This is a genomic window from Streptomyces caniferus (assembly GCF_009811555.1).
GTDB classification, from domain to species: domain Bacteria; phylum Actinomycetota; class Actinomycetes; order Streptomycetales; family Streptomycetaceae; genus Streptomyces; species Streptomyces caniferus.
Map to the genome: position 1 here is coordinate 3,147,096 of NZ_BLIN01000005.1, position 22,430 is coordinate 3,169,525.

Annotated in this window: 12 protein-coding genes; 5 read left to right on the top strand and 7 right to left on the bottom strand. The window is 72.6% G+C overall.

Annotated elements, in window-relative coordinates; all coding sequences use genetic code 11:
• Positions 1-187: 187 nt before the first annotated feature.
• Positions 188-2,011 (top strand): glycoside hydrolase family 3 protein, encoded by a 1,824-nt coding sequence (locus Scani_RS30325; protein ID WP_159480963.1) that lies wholly within the window; start codon positions 188-190, stop codon positions 2,009-2,011.
• Between the two features lie 235 nt (positions 2,012-2,246).
• On the opposite strand, the gene Scani_RS30330 is transcribed toward Scani_RS30325, so the two are convergent.
• The 3 genes from Scani_RS30330 to Scani_RS30340 all read right to left on the bottom strand — a co-directional run bounded on the left by Scani_RS30330 (position 2,247) and on the right by Scani_RS30340 (position 10,833).
• The gene (locus Scani_RS30330) at positions 2,247-3,665 is read right to left on the bottom strand and encodes a S28 family serine protease (RefSeq protein ID WP_159480964.1); all 1,419 of its coding nucleotides are present in this window, start codon (positions 3,663-3,665) and stop codon (positions 2,247-2,249) included.
• A 162-nt stretch (positions 3,666-3,827) separates the two neighbouring features.
• A complete protein-coding gene (locus Scani_RS30335) occupies positions 3,828-7,727 on the bottom strand; it encodes an ABC transporter ATP-binding protein (protein WP_159480965.1) in 3,900 nt (1,299 codons plus the stop codon).
• A 214-nt stretch (positions 7,728-7,941) separates the two neighbouring features.
• Positions 7,942-10,833: a discoidin domain-containing protein gene (locus tag Scani_RS30340; RefSeq protein WP_174872767.1), complete on the bottom strand. Its 2,892-nt coding sequence runs from the start codon at positions 10,831-10,833 to the stop codon at positions 7,942-7,944.
• A 233-nt stretch (positions 10,834-11,066) separates the two neighbouring features.
• Between Scani_RS30340 and Scani_RS30345 the strand changes: the two genes are divergently transcribed.
• Genes Scani_RS30345 through Scani_RS30355 form a run of 3 tightly spaced genes read left to right on the top strand, consistent with a single transcriptional unit; the run spans position 11,067 to position 14,639 of the window.
• Positions 11,067-11,885 carry an ATP-binding cassette domain-containing protein gene (locus tag Scani_RS30345; RefSeq protein WP_246296235.1) on the top strand — a complete coding sequence of 273 codons (819 nt, stop codon included), beginning with the start codon at positions 11,067-11,069 and terminating at the stop codon, positions 11,883-11,885.
• A complete protein-coding gene (locus tag Scani_RS30350; RefSeq protein ID WP_159480967.1) occupies positions 11,857-13,977 on the top strand; it encodes a YhgE/Pip family protein in 2,121 nt (706 codons plus the stop codon). The genes Scani_RS30345 and Scani_RS30350 overlap by 29 nt, the downstream gene beginning before the upstream one ends.
• Before the next feature lie 2 nt (positions 13,978-13,979).
• Positions 13,980-14,639 carry a TetR/AcrR family transcriptional regulator gene (locus tag Scani_RS30355; RefSeq protein WP_159480968.1) on the top strand — a complete coding sequence of 220 codons (660 nt, stop codon included), beginning with the start codon at positions 13,980-13,982 and terminating at the stop codon, positions 14,637-14,639.
• Between the two features lie 125 nt (positions 14,640-14,764).
• On the opposite strand, the gene Scani_RS30360 is transcribed toward Scani_RS30355, so the two are convergent.
• The 3 genes from Scani_RS30360 to Scani_RS30370 all read right to left on the bottom strand — a co-directional run bounded on the left by Scani_RS30360 (position 14,765) and on the right by Scani_RS30370 (position 20,084).
• The gene (locus Scani_RS30360) at positions 14,765-16,333 is read right to left on the bottom strand and encodes an IPT/TIG domain-containing protein (protein WP_159480969.1); all 1,569 of its coding nucleotides are present in this window, start codon (positions 16,331-16,333) and stop codon (positions 14,765-14,767) included.
• Between the two features lie 267 nt (positions 16,334-16,600).
• Positions 16,601-18,313: a thiamine pyrophosphate-binding protein gene (locus Scani_RS30365; protein WP_159480970.1), complete on the bottom strand. Its 1,713-nt coding sequence runs from the start codon at positions 18,311-18,313 to the stop codon at positions 16,601-16,603.
• A 160-nt stretch (positions 18,314-18,473) separates the two neighbouring features.
• Entirely contained in the window at positions 18,474-20,084 is a 1,611-nt protein-coding gene (locus tag Scani_RS30370; protein ID WP_159480971.1) for a sodium:solute symporter family protein, read from the bottom strand.
• A 210-nt stretch (positions 20,085-20,294) separates the two neighbouring features.
• On the opposite strand from Scani_RS30370, the gene Scani_RS30375 reads away from it, so the two are divergent.
• Complete coding sequence (locus Scani_RS30375; RefSeq protein WP_159480972.1) at positions 20,295-21,905, top strand: PucR family transcriptional regulator; 1,611 nt, start codon at positions 20,295-20,297, stop codon at positions 21,903-21,905.
• A 14-nt stretch (positions 21,906-21,919) separates the two neighbouring features.
• Here Scani_RS30375 and Scani_RS30380 read toward each other — a convergent pair whose 3' ends face one another.
• Entirely contained in the window at positions 21,920-22,372 is a 453-nt protein-coding gene (locus Scani_RS30380; protein ID WP_159480973.1) for a winged helix-turn-helix transcriptional regulator, read from the bottom strand.
• Between the last annotated feature and the right edge of the window lie 58 nt (positions 22,373-22,430).

A 22,430-nucleotide genomic window follows, 5' to 3' on the forward strand; every position in this document is an offset into this window, starting at 1 on the left:
CTGGCCCCGGGCCCTGTGCCAGGCCGCCCGCGCCCTGCCCGACGCCCCATCACATATCCCCGTCCGCCGCGCAATACCTGAGCGCCACCACGAATCGAGTCATTGACCGACAATAGTTTTCCGGCTATCCGTGTCTCCTTGGAAGTTTCCTTCAATGAGCCGAGGAAGCCCTCCGGAAGGAGCGCACATGCACTCCCGACGTACCGTCCTGACCACCGCGGCCGCCGCTGCCGCCGCTGCCGCGGGCACCGCCGCCGCGCCCTCCATCGGACCCCAGCCCCCCTCCCCCTCCGTCACCCCCGCCACCCGGGCCCGGCTGCGCCGTCTCATCTCCCGTATGTCACCGGAGGAAAAGGCCGGCCAGCTGTTCGTCATGCGGGTCTACGGGCACTCCGCCACCGACCCCGACCCGGCCGATGCCGCCGCCAACCAGAAGGAGATCGGGGTCGCGAACGCGGCCGAGCTGATCGCCAGGTACCACGTCGGCGGCATCATCTACTTCGGCTGGGCGCACAACACCCGTGACCCGCACCAGATCGCCGACCTGTCCAACGGCATCCAGAAGGCCGCCGCCGCCCAGCGCGTCCCCGTCCCGCTGCTGATCTCCACGGACCAGGAGCACGGCATAGTGGCCCGGGTCGGCGCGCCCGCGACGCTCTTCCCCGGGGCGATGGCGCTGGGCGCGGGCGGCTCCCGCGACGACGCCCGTACGGCGGCCGGGATCGCCGGCCAGGAGCTGTACGCCATGGGCATCCGGCAGGACTACGCGCCGGACGCCGATGTCAACGTCAACCCCGCCAACCCGGTCATCGGCGTCCGGTCCTTCGGCGCGGACCCGCAGGCCGTGGCCCGTATGGTCGCCGCCGAGGTGAAGGGCTATCAGGGCGCCGGGATCGCCTCCTGCGCCAAGCACTTCCCCGGGCACGGCGACACCGACACCGACAGCCATGTCGGGCTGCCGTACATCCACCACACCGCCGAGGAGTGGGAGCGGCTGGACGCGCCGCCCTTCAAGGCCGCGATCGCCGCCGGCATCGATTCGATCATGACGGCGCATATCGTCGTGCCCGCCTTCGACCCGAGCGAGGACCCGGCCACCCTCTCCCGTCCGATCCTCACCGGCATCCTGCGCGAACGCCTCGGCTACGACGGTGTGGTGGTGACGGACTCCCTCGGCATGGAGGGCGTCCGCAAGAAGTACGGCGATGCCCGGGTGCCGGTGCTCGCCCTCAAGGCCGGTGTCGACCAGCTGCTGAACCCGCCGGACCTGGCCGTCGCGCATGCCGCCGTCCTCAAGGCGCTCCGGGACGGCGAGCTGACCGAGCGGGAGCTGGACGCCAAGCTGCTGCGCATCCTGCTGCTCAAGGAGCGGCGCGGGCTCTTCAAGGACCCGTACACCACCCACCGCGCGGTGGACCGGGTGGTCGGCATCCGCAGTCATCTCACCGCCGCGGACCGGATCGCGGACCGCACCACCACGCTGCTGCGCAACGACGCCGGGATCCTGCCGCTGTCCCGGCGGCGGGAGCGCCGGGTGCTGGTGGCGGGCGTCGACGCGGCCGCACCGTCCGGCACCGGCGGACCGCCCACCACGGTCCTGGCCAGGACCCTCACCGAACTGGGCTTTGCGGCCACCGCGCTCTCCACGGGCCTGGCGCCGACCCAGCAGCAGATCGACGAGGCGGTGGCGGCGCTCGGCGAGCGGGACGCGGTGGTGGTGGCGACGTACAACGTGACCGCGGACTCGCGCCAGCGGAAACTGGTGACCGCGCTGCTGGCCACGGGCAAGCCGGTGGTGCAGCTGGCGGTCCGCAACCCTTACGACATCGCCCAGTTGGACGGTGTCGAGGCGGCCCTGGCGAGCTACTCCTGGACGGATGTCGAGCTCCGGGCGGCGGCCCGGGTGATCGCCGGGCGGCGGGACCCGGCGGGCCGGCTGCCCGTCGCGATAATGCGCGCCGATGCCCCGACTCAGGCGCTCTACCAGATCGGTCACGGCCTGACGTACTGAGCGCGGGGAGGCAGGCGCGGGAGGGATAAGCAAACGGAAACGGCGCGCTCCCCACTCCCGGGGAACGCGCCGCAACCGTCACCGCTCCAGGGCCGCAAGACCTCGGGGCCCACGGCCGGGGGCACTCACGGCCCGAGGCCGCGTGACCCACGGCCTCACGGCCTCAAGCACTCAAGGCGTCATGGCTTCATGGCCTCAAGCACTCAAGGCCTCAGGAAGCCAAGGCCTCAGGCGCTCAAGGCCTCAGCATCGGCATCCGCCGGACCTCCTGCTTGTCCAGCTGCTTGTCGTACGGCGCCAGCGCCGTGGCCTTGCCGCCGGGAGCCTGCACACCGGCCCAGTCCAGGAGCTCGGCGGTGGCCTTGGTGCGGTCGGCCTCCGTCAGCTTCGCGATGTTCGAGCCGTGGTTGCCGCCGGGCACGGTGAAGACGTACGAGTCCCGGGCGCCCCTGCCGACCTCGAAGTGCTCCGAACTCCACGGGTCGTACTGGCCGTTGACGAACATCATCCGGTTCGCGTGGTGGCGCACCCAGTGATCGACGTCGGGCATCGCGCGCTTGTCGAAGCGCATCGGGATGCCCTTCGGCACGAACGACCGGGAGTTGTTGATCCCGGGGTACTTCAGCAGGCCGGAAAGCTGCGGATAGCCGTAGCCGGGCTCACCGAGCTGGGTGCCGGCCTGGTAGTAGTACGGCGTGTAGGGCTCCATGCCCTGGTCGGTGTAGCTGCTGAAGCCGCCGACCTCGTCCATCCACTTCCACAGGCCGTCCGTGGAGACGGTCGGCTTGGGCACCTCGGCGCAGGCGGTCTCGGCCGGCTGGTACTGCCAGAACCCGAACACCAGGTCCGTGACCATGACTTCGTAGGCCCGGTCGGCGCTGCCGACGGTCTTGAAGGTCTGCTTCTCCCTTTCGGCCCAGGCCTGGAAGCGGGCGACCATCTCCTTGCGGCGCACCAGGGCCTCGCGCTCGATGGCGGCGAGGTCGGTGCGGCACTGCGCGGTACCGACGGTCTTGAAGAACCGGTCGTACGCCGAGTCCTCGTCGTTGCGTACGTCGTTGGGCGCGACATAGGCGACGGTGCCGTTCATGTCGTGCGGGTGGAAGCGGCGGTAGTACGTCGCCGTCATGCCGCCCTTGCTGCCGCCGGTGTCGATCCAGTTCTGGTCGTAGATCCGGTGCAGGGCCTTGAAGAGGCGGTGCTGGTCGTCGGCGGCCTGCCGGATGTCCAGCTTCTTCCAGTCGGTGGGCGCGGGCCGCGACGGGGTGAAGTAGCGGTACTCCAGGGAGACCTGGTTGCCGTCGATGATCTTGGTGGGCTCGCTGCGGGACGGCGTGGTGCTGACGTTGTAGCCGGAGGTGAAGAACACCGTCGGGCGGTCGACCGACTTGTGCAGCAGGGTCAGCCGCTGCTGGAAGGTTCCCTTCGACGGGTGCCGGTGGTCTATCGGCTGGGTGTAGTTCAGGACGAAGTAGCGGTAGCCGTCGACCGGCTTCTCCTCGATGAGGCTCATACCCCGGATCGACAGGATCCGGTCCTTGATGTCCCCGGTCTTCGGCTCGGCGGCGGTGGCCGCCCCGGCCGGCGCGCTGCCGGCTCCCGCCGTGCCTATGAGCACCGCGAGCGACAGCAGCCATCTGGTGGCCTTGCGCATGCACCCTCCCCTTGGGATAGCAAAGGTCGGGCTGAACCTATCGGCGCGAGGGGGGTGCCACCAGACCCCGGCGCGCTTCGGCGGGTCGGCCGGGCGCCACCGGCCGGCGGCCCGCCGGGTGCGCCGGACGGGCCCCGGCCCCTCACGGCACGGGCCGGCGCCTCAGGCCACGAGCTCCTCTTCCTCGCCCGTGAACGTGCGCCACAACTCCGCATAGCGGCCGTCGCGGGCCAGCAGCTGGGCATGGCTGCCGTCCTCGGTGATCCGGCCGCGGTCGAGCACCACCACGCGGTCCGCGCGGGCCGCGGTGGTCAGACGGTGGGCGACGACGAGGGTGGTGCGGCGTCCGACGAGGCGGTCGGTGGCCTGGTTGACGACCGCTTCGGTGGCCAGGTCCAGGGCGGCGGTGGCCTCGTCCAGCAACAGCACGTCCGGGTCGACGAGTTCGGCGCGGGCGAGCGCCAGCAACTGGCGCTGGCCGGCCGAGAGGTTGCGGCCGCGCTCGGCGATCTCGTGGAGGTAGCCGCCGTCGAGGGTGGCGATCATCGCGTGGGCGCCGACGGCCCGTGCGGCGGCCTCCACCTCGGCATCGGTGGCGTCCGGGCGGCCGTAGGCGATGGCGTCGCGGACGGTGCCGGCGAAGAGGTAGGACTCCTGGGGGACCACACCGAGGCGGCGGCGGTAGCCGGTCAGGTCCAGCTCCCGCAGATCGGTGCCGTCGATGCGGACGGCGCCCGCTGACGGGTCGTAGAACCGCGCGACCAGCTTGACCAGGGTGGACTTACCGGCCCCGGTCTCGCCGACGAAGGCCACGGTCTGGCCCGCCGGGATGGTCAGATCGACGCCGGCCAGCGCCGGCTCGTCGCCCTCGCCGTAGTGGAAGTGCACCCCGTCGAAGGTGATGTCGCCCCGCAGCGCGGGCACGTCGCGGGGCCGGTCGGCGGCCGGGGTGGCGGTCGGCTCGCACAGCAGCTCCTGGATGCGGCCCAGGGAGACGGACGCCTGCTGGTAGCCGTCGAAGACCTGGGAGAGCTGCTGGACGGGGGCGAAGAACAGGTCGATGTAGAGCAGGTAGGCGACGAGCGCGCCGGCGGTGAGGGTGTGGGAGCCGACCCGGTCGGCGCCGACGATCAGCACCAGCGCCGCGGCCACGGACGACAGCAGCTGGACGAACGGGAAGTAGACGGATATCAGGAACTGGCCGCGGACCCGCGCCGCGCGGTAGGCGTCGCTGCGGGCGGCGAACCGCTCCGCGCCGCGCCCCTCGCGCCGGAACGCCTGGACGATCCGCAGTCCGGCCACGCTCTCCTGGAGGTCGCCGTTGACCACACTGATCCGCTCACGGGCCAGCTCGTACGCCTTCACGCTCTGCTTGCGGAAGAAGTACGTGCCGATGATCAGCGGCGGGAGGGTGGCGAAGACGACCAGGGCCAGCTGGAGGTCGATGGCCAGCAGCGCGACGAGTATGCCGAAGAAGGTGAGCATCGAGACCAGGGCGGTGACCAGGCCGGTCTGCAGGAACGTCGACAGCGCGTCCACGTCGGTGGTCATCCGGGTCATGATCTTGCCGGTCAGCTCGCGCTCGTAGTAGTCGAGCCCGAGGCGCTGGAGCTGCGCGAAGATCTTGAGGCGGAGCGAGTAGAGGACCCGCTCGCCGATGCGTCCGGTCATGCGGTTGCCGCCGACCTGCGCGGCCCACTGCACCAGGACGACGACCAGCGCGATCCCGGCCGCGGTCCAGACACCGATCAGGGCGCCGCGCCGGACGCCCTCGTCGATGCCCTGCCGGATCAGCACCGGCAGCAGCAGCCCGGCCAGGGCGTCCAGGGCGACCAGCGTCAGGGCGAAGGCCAGCGGCCCGCCGAAGCCGTGCAGCAGCCGGCGCAGGCCGTAGGAGCGCTCCGGGCGCACGGCCAGGTCCTCGTCGACGTCCGGGGTGTCCGTCGCGGGCGGCAGCGCGGCGACCTGGGCGAGGAGTTCGGGGGTGGCGGGCAGTCCGGCCATCGCGGCGCCGATGCCGGGCCCGGCCGCGACGGCCGCACGGGCCGCCATCCCGGCCCCGCCCGCCTCGGCCTCCTGCTCGCGGCGGACCCACAGCTCGGGGGTGATCGTGCCGTCCGCGGTGGGCCGCCGCGCCGCGCCGTCCCCGTCGCCCTCGGGCCCGTCGGCGTCCACCGCCGCGTCCTTGTCCAGCAGTCCGACGGCGGCCGGCTCGCCGTCGAAGACCCCGGCCAGTTCGCCCGCCGGGTCCCGCTCGACGCCGCCCAGCTCCTCCGGGTCGGTCAGCAGCCTGCGGTAGAGCGGACAGCGGTCCTCCAGCTCCTCCTGGGTGCCGATGTCGACCAGCCGCCCGCCGTCGAGGACGGCGACCCGGTCGGCGAGCGCCAGGGTGGAGGCGCGGTGGGCGATGAGCAGGGTCGTACGGCCCGCCATGACGCCGCGCAGCGCCTCGTGGATCTCGTGCTCGACCCGGGCGTCGACCGCCGAGGTGGCGTCGTCCAGGACCAGCAGCCGGGGGTCGGTGAGGATGGCGCGGGCCAGGGCGACGCGCTGCCGCTGGCCGCCGGAGAGGGTCAGCCCCTGCTCGCCGACCTTGGTGTCGTAGCCCTGCGGCAGCTCGGATATGAAGCCGTCGGCCTGGGCGGCGCGGGCCGCGGTGCGCACCTGCTCGTCGGTGGCGTCCGGGTTGCCGTAGGCGATGTTGTCGCGGACGGAGTCGGAGAACAGGAAGCTGGTCTCGGGGACCAGGCCGATGGCGGCCCGCAGCGACGGCAGGGTCAGCTCGCGCACGTCGTGGCCGCCGACCAGGACCCGGCCGTCGACGACGTCGTAGAAGCGGGGCAGCAGCAGCGAGACGGTGGATTTGCCGCTGCCGGACGTGCCGACCACGGCGACCGTCTCACCGGCCTCGATGCGCAGCGAGAAGTCCTCCAGCACGGGGCGCAGGGGACGGGCGGCGGCCGGGGCGTCCTCCGCGGGCGCGCCGCCGTTGCCGTCGGGCAGCGGTGCGTAGCCGAAGGTCACCTTGTCGAAGACGACCGTGGCCGGGGCGTCGGCGGGCAGCTCGTGCGCGTCCGCCCGCTCCGTGATCGACGGCTCGGTGTCGATCAGCTCGTAGACCCGCTCCACACCGGCCCGCGCCTGCTGGCCGACGGTCAGCATCATCGCCAGCATCCGGACCGGTCCGACCAGCTGCGCGAGGTAGGTGGAGAAGGCGACGAAGGTGCCGAGGGTGACCTGTCCCTGGGTGGCCATCCAGCCGCCGAGGGCCAGCATCGCGACCTGGCCGAGGGCCGGTACGGCCTGCAGGGCGGGGGTGTAGCGGGCGTTGAGCCGGACCGTGCGCAGCCGTCCGGCGAACAGCCGACGGCCGACCTCGCGCAGCTTGCCGGTCTCCTGCTCCTCCTGCCCGAAGCCCTTGACGACCCGCACGCCGGAGACCGCGCCGTCCACGACACCGGCGACGGCGGCCGCCTGTCCCTGGGCGTACCAGGTGGCGGGGAAGAGCCGGACGCGGCTGCGCTGGGCAATGAACCACAGGGCGGGGGCGACGGCCAGCGCGATGACGGTGAGCAGCGGCGAGAGCACCGCCATGACGATCAGCGAGATCACGAACAGCAGGACGTTCCCGATCATCATCGGGAGCATGAACAGCAGGCCCTGGATCAGCTGGAGGTCGCTGGTGGCGCGGCCGACGACCTGGCCGGTGCTCAGCTCGTCCTGCCGCCGGCCGTCGAGCCGGGAGATCGTGCCGAACATCCGGGTCCGCAGGTCGTGCTGGGCATCCAGGGCGAGCCGGCCGCCGTAGAAGCGCCGGATGTAGGTGAGGACGTAGACCGCGATCGCGGCGACGACCAGCAGACCGGCCCAGGGCCCGAGGGCGCGCTCGTGCTTGACGATGACATCGTCGATGATCAGCTTCGGTACGAGCGGGACCAGGGCCAGCACTGCCATTCCGGCGAGCGAGGAGCCGAGGGCGAGCAGCACGTCCTTCTTGTACTGCCAGCAGTCGCGGATCAGCCGCCGCGCCCAGCCCACTCGTTCCGTATCCGTCCCCGCCACCCGGTGCCTCCTGTGCCCTCGACCCCTTGACGCCTGGCACCAACACCGCAGGGGGCGGATTTCATCCCGCCGCAACAATTCTCCGGCCGGTGACCGGGCGCCCGCACGCGGAGCGAGCGGGGACCGGCCCGCGGACGGACCCGGTGCCCGGACGCGAGACGGCCCCCTCCCCGGCCGGCCGGGGAGGGGGCCGTCTGCGGTGGGCTCCGGCGGGCTACTTCACCCGCTCCACCGTCAGCTCCGAGATCCCCGGATGCGGCTTCGGCTTCCCGTCCGCCGCCTTGGCCGGGTCGCCGTGCACCACGACCCGTACGTACCGGGCCGGCGTCCTGCCCGCGTATCCGGTCCCCGACCAGTGCTTTCCGTCCCGGGAGACCTGGACGTTGTAGGACTTGGGCCGGGTCGCGTTCCAGTGCGGGGTGATCTGCCCGACGCGGGTGGTCCGGCCGAGGTCGACGGTGAGGGTGCCGTCGGCGGCGTCGGGCACCCAGGCGGTGGTGGTGTTGCCGTCCACCGCGGCGGCCGCGTAGAGGCCGGGCTCCTCGGAGCTCGCCCCGGCGGACGTGCAGCGGGCCGCGTTCGAGGTCGCCGCCAGGTCCGGGCGGCGGGTCTTCAGGACGGCCGGCACCCCCCGGCTGACGATCTTGTCGCCCTCCGGCGTCTCGATCCGCATCGGCGCACCGGCGGTCAGCCGCACGGTGGTCTGGTGCGCGCCGATCGCGATGTCGTAGGTCCGGCCCTGCCAGTGCAGACCGCGCAGGGTGACGCCCTGGGACAGCTGCGGCGGCAGCATCGGGTCGAGGCGCACCGCGTTCTCCCGCAGCCGCAGCCCGGTCAGCCCGTGGGTGAAGGTCTGCAGGAAGCCGCCCTTGCCGGTCAGGAAGTCCTGGGCGGGCTTGCCGGCGTGCGGGTCGGAGGCACCGGCCTTGTCGCCGCGCGCCTCGGAGAACTGGTGGAACGGGCCGCGGACGAACGGCTGGATGGACCGCATCAGGTAGGTGTACGTCGAGCAGCCGGCCTCACCGATCCCGGCCGCGTCGATGGCGTGCACCGAGTCCGTCATGGCCGGGCCGTCCGGGTCGGTGTGCCCGGCGTAGAAGTCCAGCGTGCGGGCGGCCTTGGTCTGCGACATCGGCCATTCCAGCGGGTACATCAGCAGCACGGTGTCGGCCTGCTTGATGGTCGTGCCCTTGTACCCGGCGTACTGCTCGAAGATCTTCTTCTTGCTGTCGTAGGGGATGCGCAGCTTGTCGGCGATGGTCGTCCAGGAGGACGGCGCCTTCTCGCCGAGGATCGCGGCGATGCGGGTGGCGTGCCGCAGCGCGGTGGCGGCGCCGGCGTTGGTGAACACACCGTCGTCGACGCCGTTGCTGTACTCGTCGGGCCCTGCGACGTTCTTCACGGAGTAGCTGCCGTCGGCGTTGTGGGTGGCCCGCGAGGCCCAGAATTCGGCGATGCCCTTGAGGACCGGCCAGCCGCGGGACTTCAGCCAGGCGGTGTCCTTGGTGGCGAGGTAGTACTGCCAGGTGGCGAGGGAGATGTCGCCCATGAGGTGGTTCTGGGTCTTGCAGTGCGGCGGGTCCCAGCTGTGGCACTCGTTCCACAGGTCGCCCTTGCTGCCGCTGGTCCAGGGGTAGAACAGCCCCTTGTAGCCCAGCTTCTTCGCGTTGGCGCGGGCCCCGGCCCGGGTCTTGTAGCGGTAGTCGACGATCGACCTGGCGAGTTCGGGGTGGCTTGCCAGCAGGCCCGGGTACATCCAGGTCTCGGCGTCCCAGAAGACCTCACCGGCGTAGTTGTCGCTGGTCAGGCCGGTGGGGCCGATGCTGTTGTCGCTGCCGGCGCGGGTGGAGGACAGCAGTCCGTACTGCGCCGAGCGCACCCAGGACTGCAGATCGCGCTTGCCCTTCACCTCGATGTCGCTGCGCCACAGCCGCTGCCAGGCGGCGGCGTGCCGGGCGAAGAGGGCGTCCCAGCCGCGGTCGGCGGCCCGGCGCGAGGCCGCGTCGGCGGCGGCGCGGGGAGTGCGCGAGGTGAGCGCGGTGTCCACGCCGACGTACTTGGTCAGCTCGTACGAGCGGCCGCTGCGGACCGGGAAGGACACCCGCTGCCGGTTGCTGAGCCTGTCCGCCCGCGGCGCCGGTCCGGGACGGTCCGCGCGCACTCCGGGCCCGGGGCGCAGGGTCGAGGCCACCGCGCCCTCGGTCTTCGTCCCGTCGGTGCGGAACCCGACGTCCATGGTGCGGCCGGAGTCCCCGGCACCGGGCTCCTTGCCGCCGGATTCCTTGCCGCCGGTGTCCTTGCCGCCGGTGGCGGTCCCGGTCGTGGACGGTGTCATCCGGCGGGCGCCGCGGCCGTCGAGGCGGTCGGTGACCGTGGCCGCGCCGCTCCAGTGGGGCGTCATCCGCAGGCGTACGGCGCCGGTGTGGGCGTCGTTGCGGTCGGCGAGCACGTCGTAGACCAGGTCGGTGGCGCGGCCGTCGGCGGCCGTCCAGGTCAGCGAGGTGCGGACGAAGCCGCAGCGCAGCGAGAGCGTCTGACGGTAGTGCGAGATCCGGCCGGGCGCGGTGGCGGAGGAGAAGGTGTCGGGGTGCGCGCCGCCGGTGGCGACATCGAGGGTGGTCCAGGTGGGGAGGGCGGCGATGGCCTGCCGGCCCTGCACGTTCTTGGGTCCCTTGGCGTACAGGCCGGAGACGAAGGAGCCGTCGTACTCGGGCGTCTTCAGCGGCCAGCCGGTCGTGCCGCCGGGCGCGGCGTAGCCGGTGCCGTTGGGCGGCACCCGCTGGCCGAGGTAGCCGTTGCCGACGAAGGCGTGATGGCTGTCCTTGGGGTCGATCCGGGTGCTGGTGGCGGTCCAGCCGTCGCTGCCGTCGCCCTTCATGCACGGGCCCTGTACGCCGCCGGCCGGCCGCGGCGCGGGCGCCGGTGCGGAGGCCGAGGCCGATACGGGCGCGAGGACCGCGATCAGGGCCGTGGCGAGGAGGGGGGCGGCCAGCTTGCGGGAGCGGCGCGCCACGGGGCCGGGGCGTTGCCCGGCCTCGGGAGAGTGCTCCGCCGGCTGCCGCGGGGGCGGGGGCGGGTCCACGGGGTGCTGTGCCGAATGTTCCATGGTTCTCCGTCGTATGTGCGCACCCGTGCCGCATGACCGCGACACGGGCATCACCTTGAACATCATCAGGCCCCCGCCTGCACGGCACCCTAGGACGATTACCCCGTTCGGGTCACGGGTCGATGGGCACCAATGTGCCCGAACGCGCTCACCGGGCCCCCCGATTGGTCAAGAAGGCCCGGATGCGGCACACTTTTAGACTGACCAGTCAGATCAAAAGGGGAGGGGTGTTTGTGAACACCACCCGCCAGGGGGCGGCGGTCGACGCCAGGGGGATCGGAGTGGAGGGCCCGAGAGGGTGGGCCTTCCAGGGCATCGACATCTCCGCCGAACCGGGCACCCTGATCGCGGTGCAGGGATCCTCCGGCTCCGGCCGTACCTGTCTGCTGCTGGCCCTCACCGGCCGGATGCGGATCACCGCGGGCACGGCGACGGTCGCCGGACTCCCGCTGCCCCAGCGGATGGGGACGGTGCGCAGCCGTACCGCCATCGCCCACGTGCCGGGCGTCGTCGACCTCGAACCGGCCCTCACGGTCGGCGAACACCTCAAGGAACAGGCCCTGCTGGGCCACCGCTTCCAGGGGCTCAGCTCCTCGCTGCCGTGGGGCAAGCGCCAGAAGGAAGCGACCCGGGCCCGGGTCGACGCCGCCCTCGCGGCCGTCCGGCTCGACCCCGACGCCCTGCCCAAGGGCCTGCGGACGGCCGTCCGCGACCTTGAGCGGATCGAGGCGCTGCGGCTCTCGGTCGCGCTCGGGGTCATGCACGGCCCGCGGCTGCTGGCCGTCGACGATGTGGACCTCAAGCTCTCCGAGGCCGAGCGCGCCGAGGCCTGGCAGATGCTGCGGGACCTCGCGCACGAAGGCATCACCGTCGTGGCGGCCGGCAGCGGCGCCCCGGCGGACGCGCTGATCGTCCGCACCTCGCCGACGGACACCGCCGTGCGCACCACGCCGGCGGAGACCGGAGCCGCCGCACCCACGCCCGTCCAGGACGGGTCCCCCACCACCGAGGAGGAAGCGGCGCATGCGTTCGCCGAAACTGGCCGCGCTTGAGCTCAGGCGGTTCGGCAGGGGGAAGCTGCCCCGGCTGGGCCTGGTCGCCCTGATGCTGATCCCGCTGCTCTACGGGGCCCTGTACCTGTGCTCCTTCTGGGACCCGTACAGCCGCCTGGACAAGATCCCGGTGGCCCTCGTCAACGACGACCGGGGTGCCACCGCCGACGGCAAGAAGATCACCGCGGGCGACGACCTGGCCGACAAGGTCAAGGACAGCAAGACCTTCCACTGGGAGGAGGTCAGCGCCGCGGACGCCGCCAAGGGCGTCGAGAACGGCACGTACTACCTCTCGCTGACCGTCCCCGGGGACTTCAGCAAGCGGATCGCCTCCAGCTCCGGTGACGACCCGCAGACCGGCGCGCTCAAGGTCCGGACGAACGACGCCAACAACTACGTCGTCGGTTCGATCTCGAAGTCGGTCTTCTCCGAGATCCGGGCCAAGACGTCCGCGAGTTCGTCGCGCGCCATGCTCGACAAGATCTTCGTGTCGTTCTCGGACCTGCACGACGAGACCGCCAAGGCCGCTGACGGGGCCGGGAAGGTCGACAAGGGCGTCGGCAAGGCCAAGAAGGGCTCCGGCGACCTCGCCGACGGCCTCGGCAAGCTCCACCAGGGCGCCGGCAAGGTCAGTCAGGGCGCCGGCGACCTGAGCAAGGGCGCCGCGACGGCCGTCGCCAAGGCCCATGAACTCAGCGCGGGCGCGGGCCGGGTCGCCGACGGCACCCAGCAGCTCGCCGACAAGGTCCACGGCCTCGCCAAGCAGGACCTGCCCTTCCTGCGCAAGCACGGCAAGGAGATCGGGGCGGGCGCGCAGTTCGTCGCCCACGCCACCGAGACCATCGGCGACGTCCTCGACACCCTGCCGAACGACTCCGCCAAGGCCGCCGCCCAGGCCCGCAAGAACGCCGACAACGCCGCGGAGATCTACCAGGACCGCTGCGGCGCGCTGCTCGACACCGACCCCGACTGCACCAAGCTGAAGGCGCTCGCGGACGGCAGCAAGGTGGCCGCCGACGCGGCGGAGAAGGTCGACGACGCCATCGCCGGGGCGGACTTCGGGCCGCTGCGCGGCAAGCTGCGCGAGATCCACCAGGGCGCGGAGATGGTCGCCGAGCAGGCACCGGGCATCGGGCAGCGCGCGGACACCGCGATCCGTCAGATCAACGCGCTCAACGCGGGGGCCCAGAAGGTCTCCCAGGGCGCGGGCCTGTTCGCGAACGGCCTCGGCAGCCTCGCCGACGGCGCGGGCAAGGTCGCCGACGGGGCCGGCAAGGTCCACAGCGGCGTGGGCAGCGCCGAGGACGGCGCCGTCAAGCTCACCGGTGGCCTCTTCAAGCTCAAGGACGGCAGCAACCAGCTGGCGGACGGCCTGCACAGCGGCGTCGACAAGATCCCGGACTACAACAAGAAGGACCGCGACGCCCGCACCGAAGTGATGGCCGACCCCGTCGGGCTGGCCGCCAAGTCGATGCACAAGGCGCCCAACTACGGCACCGGCCTGGCGCCGTACTTCATCCCGCTCTCCCTCTGGGTCGGCGCGATGGTCGCGTTCATGCTGCTCCCGGCGCTGAGCAAGCGGGCCCTGGCAGCGGGCGCCCCGGGCTGGCGGATCACCCTCGGCTCCTGGCTGCCCGCCTACGCCGTCGGCGTCGTCCAGGTGCTGGCCCTGATGGCCGTCCTCCACTGGGGCCTCGGCCTGGAGATGGCCCGTTCGGCGGGCACCGTCGGCTTCCTGCTGCTGGCCACGGCCTGCTTCACCGCCATCATCCAGCTGCTGGGCGCGTTCTTCGGCCCGGCCGGCCGGGTGCTCACCCTCGTCGTCCTGATGCTCCAGCTGACGTCGGCGGGCGGCACCTACCCGGTGCAGACCAGCCCCGGGTTCTTCGCCGCCATCCACCCGTTCCTGCCGATGAGTTACGTGGTCGACGGCCTGCGCCGGCTGATCACCGGCGGTGACCTGGGCATCGTCTGGCAGGGCTGCGGGGTCCTGGTGGCCTTCACCCTCGGCGCGCTGGCCCTGACCGCCCTCGCGGCGCGCAGCCGGCAGGTCGTACGGATGAAGGACCTGCACCCGGAACTCAGCCTGTGAGCGTGCTCCCGGGGCCCCGGGGCGGTGCCGTCGACGGCACCGCCCCGGGGGCTTCCCCCGTCACCCGGCGCACCTCGACGCGCCGCCGGCTCTTCGACGCGGCGGTGACCCTCATCGCGGAACAGGGCTTCTCCGCCACCACCGTCGACGAGATCGCCGACCGGGCCGGCGTCGCCAAGGGCACCGTCTACTACAACTTCGCCAGCAAGAACGTCCTCTACGAGGAGCTGCTGCGGGACGGCATCGACCTGCTCGCCGACTCGCTGCGCAGGGCCGCCGACACCACCGCGGCCCGCGGCGGCACCCGGGTCGACGCCCTGGACGCCATGATCCGCGCGGGCCTGGACTTCATCGCCTGCTCCCCCGCCCTCATCCAGCTCTACGTCGCCGAACTGTGGCGCACCAACCGCACCTGGCGCGCCACCCTCACCTCCGTACGGGGCCGCGCCCAGTCCGTCGTCGAGTCCGTCCTGCGCGACGCCGTGGAGACCGGCGAACTCTCCGACGAGCTCGACATCCCCCTCACCGCCTCCGCGCTCCTCGGCATGGTCCTGGTGGCCGCCCTGGACTGGCAGTCCTTCCAGCCGGACCGCTCGGTCGAGGACGTGCACGCCGCGCTGTCGCGGCTGCTGCAGGGGCGGGTGGGGGCGGCCGCGCGTTAGGGGGCCCCGGCACGGCTGCCGCACGAAGGCCGGCCCGGTCGTGGACAGTTGTCCACGACCGGGCCGGCCTCACGCATACCGCTCTCCCGCATACCGGCTCAGCCGGCCGGTGACCGGACGGGGGGTCAGGGTTCGACGACTCCCGCGTGCGCGCTGGACGGCGACAGGATGACTGTCGGGGTGGTCGCTCCGGCGAAGGAGGCGTCGTAGCCACCGTTGGCGAGGATGTACACCAGGATGAACGTCTCGTTGAACCGGGCGACGCCCTGGGCGTCGGTGACGGCGGTGCCCATGAGGTTGCCGCCGACGCTGAACACGATGGTCTGGCCGGGCACGGGCAGACCGGTGACCTGGTCGGTCAGCGTGGCGGTCAGGAACGGGTAGTACACGTGCGGCGGGAACAGCTCCGACAGCGCCGGGGTCGCGGTCAGCGTGGTGGCGTGGGTGGGCTGGACGTAGGTGAAGCCGTTCACCAGACTGGCACTGCCACCAGGGGTGGTGACGGTGACGGTCACGGGACCGGCCGCCCCGGGCGGAGTGGTGGCGGTGATCTGCGTGCCGGTGGCGTTGACGCTCACCCCGGTGGCGGGGATGCCGCCGAAGGCGACACTCGCCCCGGTCAGGTTGGTGCCGGTGATCGTCACGACCGTGCCGCCCGCGATGGGCCCTTGGTTGGGGACGATGCTGGTCAGCGTCGGGTCGAATTGGATGACGCTGACGTTGTTCCCGTTGATGTTGCTGACGTAGACCTTGTTGTTGGGGGCGACCGTCACGGCGATCGGTCCGGCGCCGACGGGGATCGGGGCTCCGACGACGGTGTTGGTGGCGGTGTCGAACACCGTCACGCTGTTCGCCGCCCGGTTGGCGGTGTAGGCGATCCCGTCGGCGCCGACCGCGATTCCCCACGGCTGGTTACCGACGGCGATCGGGGCGCCGACGACGGTGTTGCTGATGGTGTTGATCACCGTCACGGTGTTCGACCCGATGTTGGCGACGTAGGCGTTGCCGTTGGGGGCGACCGCCACGAAGTTCGGCTGGGCGCCGACGGGGATCGGGGCGCCGATCACGGTGTTGGTGGCGGTGTCGATCACCGTCACGGTGTTCGATCCCCGGTTGGTGACGTAGGCGTTGCCGTTGGGGGCGACCGCGACCCCGACCGGCTGGGCGCCGACGGCGATCGGGGCGCCGACGACGGTGTTGGTGGTGGTGTCGATCACCGTCACGGTGTTCGCGGCGAAGTTGGTGACGTAAACGCGTCCGCCGGGGACGGCCGCCACCACGGCCGGCTGGTTGCCGACGGCGATCGGGGCGCCGACGACGGTGTTGGTGGCGGTGTTGATCACCGACACGGTGTTCGACCCGCTGTTGGGGACGTAGGCGTTGCCGTTGGGGGCGACCGTCAGCCAGACCGGCGTACCGCCGACGCCGATCGGGCCGCCGATGACGGTGTCCGTGGTGGTGTTGATCGCCGACACGTTGGCCGACCCGGAGTTGGCGACGTAGAGGTTGCTGTTGGGGGCGATGGCCACCCCGACCGGGTTGTTGCCGACGGGGATCGACGTGACGGCCAGGAAGAGGTGCGCCGGGACTGCCGCCCGGCTCACCTCTCCCGCCCCGGCGGCTGGCGGCACCTGGCCGGGGAGGAGAGCTGTCGCGAGCAGTTCCTGCAGCGGTGACTGAACGGGGGTATTCATGTGGTCCCCTTCGATGGGGGCCACCCTGGACCTGGCAACCCCGGGCGGGGAGCAGCGCACATCCGTCGGTCCCTGTCCGGGGCACCACAAACCACCACGACAGACCGCGGGTTCACCACAACACGGCGGGCTGCGCACCCCGAGGAGGGATGGGCAGCCCGTTTGGTTCGGTACGGGCTCCATGCCCAGCAGGGAAGGCGGCGAAACCTCCAGGGGCCCAGTGGAGTCGTCAGGGTCCGGTGGAGGCTTCAGGGTCCGGTGGAGGCTTCAGGAGTCCAGATGCGTCGGCGCGAACATCCGCAGGTGGGCCGGGAGGACGACGACCGAGGGGCCGGGGGCGGCGAGCGCCGCCGCCAGGTCCGTACGGAGCCGGTCCGGGGCCGTACGGACCGCGGGGACGCCGAATGACTCGGCCAGCGCCACGAAGTCCGGCCGGGTGAGTTCGGTGGCGGTGGGCGCGCCGAAGGCGTCGGTCATGTATTCGCGCAGGATGCCGTATCCGCCGTCGTCCACGATGAGCCAGGTCACCGGCAGGTCGTACTGCCGGGCGGTCGCCAGCTCGGCGATCGAGTACATCGCGCCGCCGTCGCCGGACACCGCCAGCACCGGCCGCGCCGGGTCGGCGACGGCCGCGCCCAGCGCCGCCGGGAAGCCGTAGCCCAGTCCGCCCGCACCCTGGGCGGAATGCAGTGCGTTGGTGCGCCGGGGGTCGAAGGCGGACCAGGCCCAGTAGGCGAGGATCGTCATGTCCCAGCAGCTGACCGCGCCGTCGGGAAGCGCGTCCCGCACCGAGGCCAGTACCTGCTGTTCCAGGTCGAGATGCTGACCGGCGATCCGGTCGCGGACGCGGGCCAGGAGGTCGGACACGGCGGCCTCGGGCGTGGGCGGCCCCACGGCCCCGGCGCGGGGCCCGGGGGCTCCCGCGTCCTCGGCACGGCCGGCGTCCCGGGGCTCCCGCTCCCCCACCTCCTTGACCAGCGCGGCCAGCGCCGCCCGCGCGTCCGCGTGGATGCCCAGCGCGGCGTGGTTCGACTCCAGCTTGCCGAGGTCCGCCTCGATCTGGACGACCCGGCCGAGCGGCCGGAACGTGTGGTAGTTCGAGGAGAGTTCGCCCAGCCCCGAGCCGACGACCAGGAGGGTGTCCGCGTCCTCCAGGAAGGTCGTGGTGTAGCGGTCCTCCAGCCAGGACTGCAGGGACAGCGGGTGCTCCCACGGGAAGGCGCCCTTGCCGCCGAAGGTGGTGGCCACCGGGGCCCGCAGCTGCTCGGCGAGCGCCAGCAGCTCCGCCTCGGCCCCGGCCCGTACGACACCGCCGCCCGCCAGGATCACCGGCCGACGGGCCTCGGTCAGCCGGGTCGCCGCCGCCGCGATCAGCTCGGGCCGCGGCAGCAACGCCTTCGGCCGGACGGCCAGTTCGGACACCGGCGGTACGTCGGCCTCCGCCAGCAGCACATCCTGCGGGATCTCCAGCCACACCGGCCCGTGCGGGGCGCTCAGTGCCGACTCCCAGGCGGCGGCCACCGCCGAGGGGATCTGCGAGGCCGTCCGCGCGGTGTGGACGGACTTGACCACGCCCCGGAACGAGGCGCTCTGATCGGTGAGTTCGTGGAGATAGCCATGGCGTCCGCCGCCCATCCCGGCCAGCGGCACCTGGCTGCCGATCGCCAGGACGGCCGCCGAGCCGGCCGCCGCCTCCTGCAGCGCGGCCAGCGTCATCAGCGCGCCCGGCCCGGTGGAGACCAGCAGCGGCGCGACCCCGTGCGTGGTCCTGGCGTACGCATCGGCGGCGAAGCCCGCGTTGTTCTCCACCCGCAGCCCTACGTAGCGCAGCGTCGAGCGGCGCAGCGCGTCGAACACCCCCAGCGCATGCTGCCCCGGGAGTCCGAAGACGGTCCCGGCACCGAGTGCGGCCAGCGACTCGACGACCAGGTCACCGCCGTTGCGCCGGTGCTGCGTGGGCGTGGGGATGGTGGTGCTCATGGATGCGTGCTGCCTTCCTTGCCGGACGGACGGGGGCGTGCGGGAGGTACGGGACCGCGGGACGGACGGGGGCGTGGGCCCGCGGGCGGGCGAGGGCGTGCGGGGCTGGGGAGTTGCGGTCCGTCCGGCGGGCCGGGCCGGCCCGTCGGACCGCGGAGGGTCAGGCCTGCCGGACGGCGAACGGGAGCTTCAGCGCCAGCGCCACGGCCCCGGCCGTGTCCCCCTCCGGCTCGTCGTCCGCATCGGCCTCCGCGTCGGCGGACGCCCCGGCTTCCGGGTCGCCGTCCGCGCGGCCGGCCAGCCGCGCCCGCCAGGCGTCCAGCACCGCCGCGTCCGTGGGCCTGGTGAACAGGCTGACCACCACATACGCCACGAGCGAGGTGATCAGCCCGTAGTAGATCGGCTCGTTGGCGAGGACGCCGAGCGAGACCATCAGCCCGATGACGGTCAGTCCGCCGACCGCGACCGAGGCGAGCGCGCCGGCGGCGGTGCCGCGCTTCCACAGCAGCCCGCCGAGGATCGGCACCAACAGGCCGCCGACGAGGACGTTGTAGGCGAGGGTGAGCGCCTCGACGACGTTGTTGAGCGCGATCGCGATGACGATCACCGCGAGGCCCATGAGGAGGATGAAGACCCGGTTGCCGCGCACTTCGTCGTGCGCCTCGGCGCGTGCCTCGGCCCCGCCCCCGTCCCCGGCGTGCTCGGTCCGGGGCTCCGCGGCCGGTCGCCGCCGCAGTGCGGCGACGCCCTTCACCCGGGACCAGATGTCGTTGTTGGCGACCGTGGCGCAGGCGATCAGCGCGCCCGAGGACGTGGACATCACCGCGGACAGCGCCGCCGCCAGCACCAGCCCGCGCACGCCCACCGGCAGCGCGTCCTTGACGATCGTCGCGAAGGCGTCGTCCGGGCTTCCCAGATGCGGGTAGAGCACCTTGGCCGCGGTGCCGATGACCGCGCCGGCCAGCGCGTAGACCAGGCAGTACGTACCGGCCGCGGTGCCGCCGAGGCGCGCCACCTTGTCGCCGCGCGCGGTGAAGACCCGCTGCCAGATGTCCTGCCCGATCAGCATGCCGAAGGAGTAGATCAGGACGTAGGTGAAGACCGTCTGCCCGCCGATACCGAGCGGTGCGAAGTAGTCGTCCGGCAGGTGCGCCTTCATCTCGGCGAAGCCGCCCGCCTTGATGACGGCGATGGGCAGCAGGAGCAGCAGCACACCGATCGTCTTGACGACGAACTGGACCATGTCGGTGAGGGTGATCGACCACATGCCGCCGAGCGTGGAGTACGCGACGACGATGGCTCCGCCGAGGACGATCGAGAGCGTCCGGTCCATGCCGAAGAGCACATCGAAGATGGTCGCGTAGGCGATCGTCGAGGTGACCGCCAGCATCAGCGTGTACGCCCACATGACGACGCCGGAGATGATCCCGGCGGAGCCGCCGTAGCGCAGGTCCAGCATCTCGGAGACCGTGTAGACCTTCAGCCGGGCGATCCGGGCCGAGAAGAAGAGGCTCAGCGCCAGCAGCCCCAGGCCGATGGTGAAGACCATCCAGGCGCCGGACAGGCCGTACTGGTAGCCGAGGCCCACACCGCCGATGGTGGAGGCGCCGCCGAGGACGATCGCGGCCATGGTTCCCGAGTACATCGCGGGGCCGAGGCGGCGGCCCGCGACCAGGAAGTCGCTCTTGGATTTGGCGCGCCGCATCCCCCACCAGCCCATGGCGAGCATTCCGGCCAAATAGAGCACGATCACCGCATAGTCGACAGCCATGGGCCATCCCTTCCAACTGCGCCGAGGGGGAAAAGCGAGGGGATGTGGGGGGTGCGGGGTGTGGGTGCAAGGGGGCGAGGCGGCGGGCGCTCAGCGAGCGGGGGTCCCGTCCGAGCGCCTCGCCTCGGGGGTTGACCCTAGGAGGCGGGACGGCGACGCTGAAGTGTACGTTTCCTCCATTCACCACTCTCCGATGTGGATGGTTCGCACATGCCGCCCCCTCTGCCGCCCCCGTCCACCCCACCGGTGCCGCTCGCGGACCTCCTTGCCCGTACGGACCTGGGCCTGCGCCAGATCGCCGGCCCCCGCGAGGGCGTCGCGATCCACTGGGTGCACACCTCCGAGATGGCCGACCCGGTGCCCTACCTCCTGGGCGGCGAGATGCTGCTGACGGCCGGGGTGCATCTGGCCGAGGTGCGGAGGGACGCGGGCCAGGAGGCCGCCGCCGCCCTCGACGCGTACCTCGACGGTTACGCCGCCCGTACCGTCGCGGCCGGTGCCGCCGCCCTCGGCTTCGGGATCGCGCCGGTGCACGACACCGTCCCCCGCGCCCTGGTGGCGGCCTGCGACCGGCACGGCCTGCCGCTCGTCGAGGTCCCGGCGGGCACCCCGTTCACCGCCGTCGAGAGCGCCGTATGGCAGGCGGTGACGGAGGCCCGGCACCGCGAGCTGACCCGGCTCAGCGAGGCGCAGCGGGCGCTGGCCGCGGCCGCCGCCCGCCCCGACCCGGCCGCCGCCGTGCTGCGCGCGCTGGCCCGCCATGTGCACGGCTGGACCGCCCTGCTCGCCCCGGACGGCGCGGAACACGGCAGCGCCGGATCCCGGCCCACCCCCGCTGTGCGTGCCGCGGCCGACCGTCTCGCGCAGGTCGTCGGCGCGTCCGGGCCGTCCTCGGCGACCGACACCCTCCCCGGCAGCTCGCTGTCCGCCTACGCCCTGACGGGACGCGCCCGCGGCGGCCGGGCGCGCGCCCTGGTGGTCGCCGCGGACCCGCACGACCCGCCCGCGCACGCCATCGCGGGCGTCGCCGCCGTCCTCCTCTCGCTGATCACCGGCCCGGCGGCCACCGACCAGGGACCGGCCGCCGCCGGGCACGCCGCGGCCCTGGTCCGGCTGCTCCTCGGCGCCCGCCCCGCCGAGGTCGCCCCGCTCCTCGGCGCTCCCCTGTGGACCGTCGTACACGCCGAACGCCGCCGTGACACCACGGAGTCGGCGGCCTCCCTCGCCGCCGCTCTGGGCACCCCGCTGGTCGCACCGGACGCCGGAGCCGGGCGGGCGACGGCCGCCGGGACGTCACCGGCCGCCGGGACGACCCCGAGCCCCGAAGCCGAAGCCGCCCCCGGCGCCGTCCCCGCCCTGCGCGCCCTGGTCCCCGCCGACCAGCAGATCACCGCGCGCCCCGGCTGGACGCTAGGCGTCAGCGAGCCCGTCCCGGTCGCGGAGCTGCCGGCCGCCGACCGCCATGCCGCCTCCGCCCTGCGCCGTGCCCTCGCGGGCCACGCCGCCCTGGTACGCCATCGCACCCCCGGCCCCCACAGCATCACCTCGCTCGTCGCCCCCACCGACGCCCGGCAACACGCCCAAGCCCTGCTCGCCCCACTGGCCGACTCCCCACCCCTCCTCTCCACCCTCCACAACTGGCTCTCCCTGCACGGCAGTTGGGACCGCACCGCCACCGCCCTCGGCATCCACCGCAACACCGTCCGCCAGCGCATCACCCGTATCGCCGGCCTCCTCGACACCGACCTGGACGACCCCGACGTCCGCATGGAGCTCTGGTTCGCCCTCCGCTCCCTCGACCGGGGCGCGGCAGCGGACTGACGGCCGGCCTCACCTCACCGGGTGGAGACCTTGTGGACGGTGGTGTCGTCCGGGGTCAGCCGTCGCCCGTCCGCGGACAGCACTTCCAGTGCGCGGAGGTGATGTCCCTGCCGGCGGTCGACCAACTGTGAGTGCGGTTCGCCGGGGGCGAAGAAGTTCTGTTCGCCCCATTGCCGCAGTGCCACGATGACGGGAAAGAGCGCCTCACCTTTGGGTGTCAGTACGTACTCGCGGTAGGCACTGCCGTCCGAAGCGGGGACGGATTCGAGGACACCGCCGGCTACCAGGGTGCGCAGGCGGGCGACGAGGATGTTCTTCGCCACGCCGAGGCTGCGCTGGAACTCCCCGAAGCGCCGGCTTCCGTCGAAGGCGTCCCGCACGATCAGCAGGGACCACCAGTCGCCGATCGCGTCCACCGACCGGGCGACCGGACATTCACTGTCATCGAAACGCGTCCTGGCCACCATGGCACCCTCACCCTCGCCCGAAAACGGTTGCAACATGCTACCAAAGGGCCTACCGTCT

What these genes read in the sequence shown, in the direction of transcription:
- Scani_RS30325 (WP_159480963.1), top strand. Translation starts at nt 188, where the DNA reads ATGCACTCCCGACGTACCGTCCTGACCACCGCGGCCGCCGCTGCCGCC.
- Scani_RS30330 (WP_159480964.1), bottom strand. Translation starts at nt 3,665, where the DNA reads ATGCGCAAGGCCACCAGATGGCTGCTGTCGCTCGCGGTGCTCATAGGC.
- Scani_RS30340 (WP_174872767.1), bottom strand. Translation starts at nt 10,833, where the DNA reads ATGGAACATTCGGCACAGCACCCCGTGGACCCGCCCCCGCCCCCGCGG.
- Scani_RS30350 (WP_159480967.1), top strand. Translation starts at nt 11,857, where the DNA reads ATGCGTTCGCCGAAACTGGCCGCGCTTGAGCTCAGGCGGTTCGGCAGG.
- Scani_RS30360 (WP_159480969.1), bottom strand. Translation starts at nt 16,333, where the DNA reads ATGAATACCCCCGTTCAGTCACCGCTGCAGGAACTGCTCGCGACAGCT.
- Scani_RS30365 (WP_159480970.1), bottom strand. Translation starts at nt 18,313, where the DNA reads ATGAGCACCACCATCCCCACGCCCACGCAGCACCGGCGCAACGGCGGT.
- Scani_RS30370 (WP_159480971.1), bottom strand. Translation starts at nt 20,084, where the DNA reads ATGGCTGTCGACTATGCGGTGATCGTGCTCTATTTGGCCGGAATGCTC.
- Scani_RS30375 (WP_159480972.1), top strand. Translation starts at nt 20,295, where the DNA reads ATGCCGCCCCCTCTGCCGCCCCCGTCCACCCCACCGGTGCCGCTCGCG.
- Scani_RS30380 (WP_159480973.1), bottom strand. Translation starts at nt 22,372, where the DNA reads ATGGTGGCCAGGACGCGTTTCGATGACAGTGAATGTCCGGTCGCCCGG.